The organism is Pantoea sp. R102 (genome assembly GCF_004916815.1).
GTDB classification, from domain to species: Bacteria; Pseudomonadota; Gammaproteobacteria; order Enterobacterales; family Enterobacteriaceae; genus Pantoea; species Pantoea dispersa.
In genome coordinates this window covers 1-7976 of record NZ_SDFT01000025.1, presented here as the reverse complement: position 1 = coordinate 7976, position 7976 = coordinate 1, and the positions used below count along the sequence as shown (strand labels likewise).

At 54.8% G+C, this 7976-nt stretch carries 8 protein-coding genes; 3 read left to right on the top strand and 5 right to left on the bottom strand.

Annotated features, from left to right (window positions below):
- Positions 1–717 (top strand): substrate-binding domain-containing protein (locus ERD80_RS03345; protein WP_136545738.1); only part of this gene is annotated, 717 nt, incomplete at its 5' end.
- Positions 718–765: 48 nt separating this feature from the next.
- On the opposite strand, the gene ERD80_RS03340 is transcribed toward ERD80_RS03345, so the two are convergent.
- Entirely contained in the window at positions 766–1749 is a 984-nt protein-coding gene (locus ERD80_RS03340; protein ID WP_248295816.1) for an acyltransferase, read from the bottom strand.
- Between ERD80_RS03340 and ERD80_RS22385 the strand changes: the two genes are divergently transcribed.
- Positions 1693–2022, top strand: coding sequence for a hypothetical protein (locus tag ERD80_RS22385; RefSeq protein WP_164861029.1), 330 nt, complete (start codon positions 1693–1695; stop codon positions 2020–2022). The two genes, ERD80_RS03340 and ERD80_RS22385, sit on opposite strands and share 57 nt — an antisense overlap.
- 26 nt (positions 2023–2048) lie before the next feature.
- Here ERD80_RS22385 and ERD80_RS03335 read toward each other — a convergent pair whose 3' ends face one another.
- Positions 2049–3125 carry an EpsG family protein gene (locus ERD80_RS03335; protein WP_233210743.1) on the bottom strand — a complete coding sequence of 359 codons (1077 nt, stop codon included), beginning with the start codon at positions 3123–3125 and terminating at the stop codon, positions 2049–2051.
- A 316-nt stretch (positions 3126–3441) separates the two neighbouring features.
- On the opposite strand from ERD80_RS03335, the gene ERD80_RS03330 reads away from it, so the two are divergent.
- Positions 3442–4359 (top strand): alpha/beta hydrolase, encoded by a 918-nt coding sequence (locus ERD80_RS03330; protein WP_058781882.1) that lies wholly within the window; start codon positions 3442–3444, stop codon positions 4357–4359.
- 9 nt (positions 4360–4368) lie between these two features.
- Here the strand turns inward: ERD80_RS03330 and ERD80_RS03325 are convergent, their stop codons facing one another.
- The 3 genes from ERD80_RS03325 to ERD80_RS03315 all read right to left on the bottom strand — a co-directional run.
- Positions 4369–5997: an ATP-binding protein gene (locus ERD80_RS03325; RefSeq protein WP_136545734.1), complete on the bottom strand. Its 1629-nt coding sequence runs from the start codon at positions 5995–5997 to the stop codon at positions 4369–4371.
- The gene (locus tag ERD80_RS03320; RefSeq protein ID WP_136545732.1) at positions 5994–7484 is read right to left on the bottom strand and encodes a transporter substrate-binding domain-containing protein; all 1491 of its coding nucleotides are present in this window, start codon (positions 7482–7484) and stop codon (positions 5994–5996) included. The genes ERD80_RS03325 and ERD80_RS03320 overlap by 4 nt, the downstream gene beginning before the upstream one ends.
- Positions 7481–7976 (bottom strand): response regulator (locus tag ERD80_RS03315; protein WP_136545730.1); only part of this gene is annotated, 496 nt, incomplete at its 5' end. The genes ERD80_RS03320 and ERD80_RS03315, both read right to left, overlap by 4 nt.

The following is a 7976-nucleotide window of genomic DNA, read 5'->3' as shown; positions in this document are numbered from 1 at the left end:
GGCTATCAGACGCTGGTGGTCAACTACGACTACAATCCGCAGCGCGAAGAGGAGCAAATTGCCACGGTACTGGCTTTTAACGTGCAGGGATTGATCCTGACCGAGTCGGTGCATACCGTGCGCGCGGAAAAGTATCTTAACGCGGCCACCATTCCGGTCGCCGAAGTGATGGGACTGAGCGAGACGCGCGGGCGCATTAACGTCGGCTTTGATAATTACCGTGCCGGCTACGACATGACCGCGATGCTGCTGGCCAGCGGCAAACGGCGGGTGATTTATTTTGGCTCAATGTCCGATCGCCGCGATCAACAACGCTATGCCGGCTATTGCGATGCCGTGGCGGCGGCCGGATTGCCGGCCGGACGCATCGTACCGAACAAAGTCTCTTCGGTGTCGATTGGCACCGGCATGATGACGCTGGCGCGCCAGCTCTATCCGCAGATGGATGCCATTCTCTGTACCAACGATGATCTGGCGGTCGGCGTGCTGCAGGAGTGTCAGGCGGCAGGGATTGCGGTGCCGCAGGCGCTGGCGATTGCCGGATTCCACGGACTGGAGATTGGTCAGGCGACAACGCCGCGGCTGGCCAGTGTGATTACACCGCGCTTCGAGATGGGCAAAGTGGCAACGGAAATTGTGCTGAAGAAGATTAACCAGCAGCCCACCATTGAACAGGTGGATTTGCATTATCAGCTGTCGATGGGCGCCACCATTTGAGCGGTGGCGCATTGGTGCAGGCGCGACATGCGCCTGCATGATTAACGCTTAGTCGCGTGCAGCGGTGGGCGGCACAATCGACGGCTGAGCGTGATGGGTGCGCTTCAGGAAACGGCTCTCCAGCAAATTCCACGAGGTGTAAGCCAGCGCCAGCGTCATCACAATCGTCAGCCCCAGGCCAGCAAACGCGTTGGCATCGAACACACCGAAATGCTGCAGCACCTGAATAATCGGCCAGTGATAGAGGTACATGCCGTAAGAGAGATCGCCGTACTGGCTGATTTTAATCTCTTTACACAGGCTGGTGCAGAACAGAATCACTACCGCCGAAAACGCCACCGGCTCAACGATAAACGCGTAATCCGTGCTCTTGAACAGCAGGAACACCACCAGCGACACAATGGTGATCTCTTTCAGGCGGTTAAAGGTTGGCTGATGCACCGCCAGCAGGCTGCCAAAGAAGAAGTAGGACGACAGCGCAATAAACTGCTTGGCCAGCGTATCGGCTTTCGGGCCGCTGTACAGCGCGGTGAAGTAGAAGTACCAGGCGCAGGAGATAATAAAAATCACGCTCCACACTTTCAGCGGGCTTCGCTTCAGCAACGGCACGATAAAGGGCAGCAGCACGTAGAGTGTCAGCTCGGCTTTGATGGTCCACAGTGAACCATCCAGCGGCTGATTGGGATTGTTGGTAAACACGCCCGGCAGCGACGGCTGAATAAAGTTAAGAAACGAGAAGTTGGCGACCAGATATTTAAGGGTTTCTTTATTTTTCAGGAAATCCATCAGCGGCAGGGTAGTAAGACACATGCCAATCACAAAACACATGATGATGGTGAAAATATAAGCCGGCAATATACGTTGTGCGCGCTTAATAAAATAGGACGTCAGCGATTTACTTCTTAAGTAACTTTTTGCAATAAGAAAACCACTTATTGCGAAAAATCCTTTGACGGCAAAATCACTATTGAGAAAATGCGCCAGGAAACGGATATCGGCGTTTCTCGTCACCTCAGCGGAATGCACCAGCATTACGATAAAGGCGAGGGAAAGTCGTACGATGTCAAAATTGTTTTTTTCGTTCATGTCAGCATTCTTTCATTGAGTGACGACGTGCCAGGAAAAGCCATGAAAGACTTTGCATGGTTGCTTCGGAATATTCTTATCACAGGTGTTCTGCGTGAGCAGATGCAATCTATTAGAATTTTAATCCTCATAAAAAGCAAGCAATGTTCAGGACCAGTAAAATATTCGGATTTTCCCTGGATGACGATGAGAAAGGGCTTATTAATGAAAAAACGCTAACCAGTTGGCTAGCGTTATTTCTGGACCTAACGGAACAGCTGGAAAGTGCGTGACACCTCATAGCCGACAATCGACTGCTTGCTCGATATGGTGTTGTAGTAGAGATAGTACAGCACCATCAGAATGGTGACAGCCACGGCAAGCACCTTCTTCAGCTTCCGGGTTTCCCAGATACACAGCGAAATAAGCACCGGCTCAACCTGCAGCAAATAGTTCGCCAGACGACCACCAGAAGCGTAATCCTGTAGCGCCATCCTCAGGCCACTACCGATGGCAAAAGTGATCACCAGAATGTAATAGGTATTAAACTTTTCCGGGTCGAAATTTTTAATTTTATCGCTCAGCAACATGTAGCTGAAGATAAAGACGAAGCCGATATTCTTCAGGTTCGACAGGGTCAGAATACCCTGTTCCTGGCGAGAATCGGCATCGGCATAGCCCATGGCCCTGTCGCCCAGCGCACCGAGGTGGCTGGAGAGCGCGGCGATCAGCGCTGAACTGCCGAGAAACGCCAGCGGCAGGCTGGCGACCACGATGGCAATTGGGATGTATTTGTTTTTACGCACAATCATCGCCAGCGGAATCAGCAGCGCGACAATCGCGGTGGCGTGGCTGATAAACGACAGGATGAAGGTGGTGATCATGCCAGACTTGCTGCGCCGCGACATGTGCCAGACGAAGCCCATTAAAAACGCCGAACATAAACCGAAGCGAATCTGGTTCATGTCTTTGTTGATAAACAGGTGCGCAGAGTAGACGGCGAGGGCCACCAGCGGCAGCGGTGTCAGCTTACGGAAGTAGTGCGCGTTGACACCAACAGCGATGACCGCGAAGACAAAGATGAAAATGTCCGGATTAGCGGTAAAGATACGTGTCGCGCCGGCAATGGCGTAAATGGCTGGTTCATAACGGAATTCCACGACCGCACGCCAGAAACCTTCGATAATAATTTTATCGATAAACTGGGCATAGAAGTCGCGATACTGGAAGTCATCAAGGCCGGTTCCCAGGCCACGAATACCGCCAAAAGTAAAAAGTACTACAACGGCAACAAAATAAAGCCACGTCCTGATTTGCGCTGTGTTTTCATTTTTACTTAACATGATTTCGACAATAGCGACGAAAGTCAGGCTAAGACTTATGATCCAGTAAATTCCCATGGTCACAGATTCTTATAGTTTAAAATTCACTTATAACATACGGTCTTGTTAACGTAAACATGAGAAAAGTCTAATTTTTCCTGGTCCGATATTATATTGAATAGGTTTTGCCATATTTATTTGCTACCGTTTCCACAGACATTTTTTGATGAGTACGTTTTTTTCATTATCTCGCGGGGAGCCGGAGCGTCACTGAGCGATTTTATCCGCTCAGTTTGACTTTTGTTACTGTTTTTATTCAGGATTTGGAGCCAGTGCGATGAGAGGGTTGCGGATATTTAGCCTGTTTTTTTTACTGTATCTTCCGGCCGCGTTTGCCAATAAGGAAATTCCGATCTGGCCAGATGAAGTGTCAGCAAATAATAAATTTATTAATTTTAGTAAAAACCCGGCCATTAATAACCGGGCTGTTACCCACGTCGATGCGCCACAAATGATTTATGTTCCGGCAACAGGAAAAAATAATCATGCGGCGGTGCTAATCATTCCCGGTGGGGGTTTTTCTTATATTATGAAAGATCTTGAAGGGCTGGACGTGGCCAACGTGCTTAGCCAGCAGGGCTACGCTTCATTTGTGTTAATTTATCGTCTGCCACACGACGGTTCAGCGCAGTATCGCCAGCAGGCTTTTGCCGATACCCAGCGAGCGCTGCGGCTGATTCGGGCCAATGCGCAGCAGTACCAGGTAGCGCCTGACCGCATTGGCGTGATGGGCTTTTCCGCCGGTGCCTTTCTCGCCGCCAATCTGAGCAACACTCCCGATGAAGCTAACTATCAGGCCGTCGATGCGCAGGATAAGGTGTCGGCGCGCCCGGATTTCAGCGCCCTCATCTATCCGGTGCTGTCGCTGAAACAGGGCGTGACCCACCCAGGCACGCGCGCGGCGCTGTACGGAAAAGATCTCAGTGCCCAGCAAATGGCGCAGCTTTCGCAGGAAGATCGCGTCAGCGCACACACGCCGCCGACTTTTCTGGTGCAGGCGCTGAACGATGGCACCGCCTCACCGCAAAACGCGCTGGGCATGTTCAGCGCCCTGCGGCAGAACAAGGTCAACGTGGAGCTGCATCTGTTCCAGCAGGGCGGTCACGGCTTTGGCACCGGCCAGAAGCAACATCTGCCGGTGCAAAACTGGCTCACCCTGTTCCACGCCTGGCAAAGCAGCCTGGTGAAGCCGTAAGCGGGATGTTTATTGCTTTACAACACGATTGAACGGCAGCCAGCAATCAATGGCCAGCTGTAGCTGCTCGATACGCGTAGTCAGGCCAGCCAGACCCACGCTGAGCAGGTCGCCATCGTGCGCATCGACGCAGGCTTGCTCCAGCTGCTGGCAAAGCTGATTGATATCTGCCGCATAGATAATTTGAGCTGCGCCGGCCAGCCGGTGCAGCGTGCGTGCCAGCGCGGGCCACTGCTGCTGCGCCAGTTCCTGCTGGGCCTGTTGCAAATCGCGCTGATTCTCTTCGCATACCCTGAGCAGCAGTTTTGCCACCATATCGTCATCGTGGTGCACCATGGCGCGCAGTTGCGGCAAAGACAGCAATGCCGGCAGGGCAGCAGGCTGCGCCAGGGCAGCGTTAAGCTGATCCGGATGCAGCGGCTTAAACAGGCACGCATCCATACCAGCCGCGAGGCCGCGTTCGCGCGTCTCAGCCAGTGCACTGCCGGTAAGTCCGATGATTTTGTGACGATAACCACGGCGACGTAACACACTGGTCAGCGTAAAACCATTCATCTGCGGCATATGGCAATCGGTGATTACCGCGTCAATCTGCTGTGTTGCGATGATCTCAGCTGCGAGGTCAGGCTGGCCGATCGCGGTAACACGATGCTGCAGCGCTTCCAGCTGACGGGTCAGCAGCAAACAATTCGCCGGATGATCGTCTACCACCAGGATATGCAGTGCCGGCGCGGCGGGCGGTGCATCAGTCGTGCACAGAGTTACCGGCGGCGGTGCACGACTCGGTAGCGGCAGCGTGACGTGAACCAGGGTGCCTTCACCCGGCTCGCTGTGCAGGCGCATGCTGCCCTGCATCTGTTGCAGCAGCTGCGCGCTGATCACCAGTCCCAGTCCGCAGCCGGTTTGCTGACGACCGGCTGCGGTCTGCGCAAACGGCTGAAACAGCTGTTGCTGCTCCTGTTCACTGATGCCAATGCCGCTATCCTGCACTTCAATTTCCAGCACCAGTTCGCCAGCGGCGTTTTGCTCACCGCTGAGATGCACCGCCACGTTTCCCTGCGGCGTGAATTTAATGGCGTTGCTGATGTAATTGGCGATCACCTGACGCAGGCGCGGCGCATCAACCCAGACTTCAAGATCAGGCAGCGTAGTGTGATAGCTAAGCTTAAGGTTTTTTTCATGCGCCAGCCCCTGATAGAGCTGCAGTACCGGCTGGCACAGGGTCGCGATGCTGTGCCACTGCGGTGCCAGCGTCAGCTGCCCGCGCTCAATCTTCGCCATATCCAGAATGTCGCCGACCAGGCCGCTTAATGCCTGTGCCGATTGCCATGCAGTCAGCAGCGCCTCGCTGGCACCGGCCTTACGCGCTTCCAGCGCCAGCAGGCCGATGATCGCGTTGACCGGATTGCGAATCTCATGGCTCACGGTAGCAACCCAGCGGCTTTTGGCCTGATTTTCACGATCGGCACGATCGGCACGATCGCGGGCGATCTGCAATTGCCGCTGCGCCCGGCGGCGGCGGCGGATTTCCCGGCCGCGCTGATACACCCAGAGCAGGCAGGCGAGGGAGACGACGGCTGCCACGCCCGCCAGCGCATAAAATGGCGTGCGATACAGTGGCCAGCTGCTGGCCGTCACCTCGGGCGTACCCTGCCAGCGTGCACGGCGAAACTGATATGAGCGGGCTGGGTGCCGACGCGCTGGACAATGCGCATCCGTCCGGAAAAATAGCGTTTGATCAGGTAAGCGGCGCCCAGCTGGTTATGCACCATGCCATCGGCTTTGCCTTCCACCACTTGCTGCATGCCGAGACTGGCGTTGTCCACCAGCTGTAGCTGTACTTCAGGATAGTGTTGCTGCAGCCAGCCAATGACCGGGCTGCCTTTCATTACGCTGATACGTAAGCCCGAGTGCAGCGCGGCGGGTGCACCCGCGGTAGCGGCGGTAATCAGCACAAACGGCGTGTGCAGCCACGGCTGGGTAAAACGGCCTGGCCACTGCGCGTTATAGGAGAGTGCGGCCACCATGTCGATTTTATGCTGTTGAAGCTGCATCAGGAGCGAGTCTTCATGATACTCCGGCACGGCGACAAAATTGATACCGGTGCGCAGGTGGATTTGGTGCAGCAGTTCGGCACTGATGCCCTGAAACTGATTACGTCCATCCAGCAGCGCCAGTGGCGCAAAAAAAGGATTAAAACCCACGCGCACGCTGCCGTGCTGCTGTAGCCAGCGCTGTTCAGCAGCCGTAAGCGCCAGCGGCTGCTGCAGACGCCAGATGTCCGGGCGCTGTGTCCACTGGCGTGAGATCGCGCGATGCTGCTCTGCGGGGATCGCCGCGATGACGCGATTTATCGCACGCAGCAATACCGGCCTGCGCTGACTCACCAGTAGCCGACTGGCATCCTGCGCGCGTGGGGCGAGAATGTCGGCCAGCGCCAGCTGATTGAGGTAGTTGCGTTCAATTAAAAAGCTGGCGGAGGTCAGATTATCGAGCACGTAATCCGCCTCGCCGGTCGCCAGCGCCGACAGTGCGACGCGACTGGAGGCATAACGCATGATGTGCGCCTGAGGAAATTGCGCCCGGATTACGCTGTCGCTGAGATAGTGCTGGTCCACCGCCAGTCTGACTGGCGCTGCATAAGGCACCTGCTGCATGGCGCGATCGCGCTGGGTTACCACCACCGGTCGGTTGATCAGCAGATTGTGTGAGGCGTCCAGCTGGGCGTTGGCGGGCACAGTGTTCCCGGCTTTGCTAAACAGCATATCAGCCTGGTCGGCAGCGATAGCGGCCAGCGCCGCGTCACGATCGGCATAGCGCAGCATCTCTATCCGCATGCCAAGTGCCTGGCTAATCAGCCGGGCGTAATCAGCAAATACGCCTTCCACGTTTTTTTCCTCGGATGACATATCAAGGAAGGTGAGATAAGGCGGAATATCGGGCGCCCATAGCGCAATGCGCAGCGTGGGCAACTGACGCAATGCCTGCCAGTCGTCCTGCGACAGTTGCGGTATCAGCGGTGCCAGCGGTTCCCGCTCCAGCGGAATATAGAGCTGTGGCATCGGCTGCGCCACCGTGGGGCTGCAGCACAGCACCAGTCCGATAAACATCAGCAGACGGATCATGAGGCTTCCATTTGATTGCGGTGTACGAAAGCAAATAAATCACTCATGGTTTTGCAGTGCAGTTTATCCATTAACCGGCTTTTATAAGTGCTGACGGTTTTATTACTGACGCCCATCCGCGCCGCGATGCGCATATTATTCAGGCCCTTAATAATGTGATGAAAAACCTGAAACTCCTGTGGTGACAATGATTCAATCATTTTTTTCTCCGCCAGCGTGCTTTCCTGCTCCATTTGCTGCATAAAACCGCCCAGCGGGAAATAACCGTAACCACGTTGTGTCGCCTGAATAGCACTGGCGATCTCTGGCATATCGGTTTTTTTACTGACAAAGCCATTGGCGCCGCTGCGCAGGCTCTGCACGGCATACACGTTTTCATTTTTCCCGGAGATAACGATGATTTTTCCTGGAAAATACTGCTCGCGCAATGACTTAACCACTTCAATTCCGTCCAGCGACGGCAGGTCGATATCAATGATGACGATATCCGGC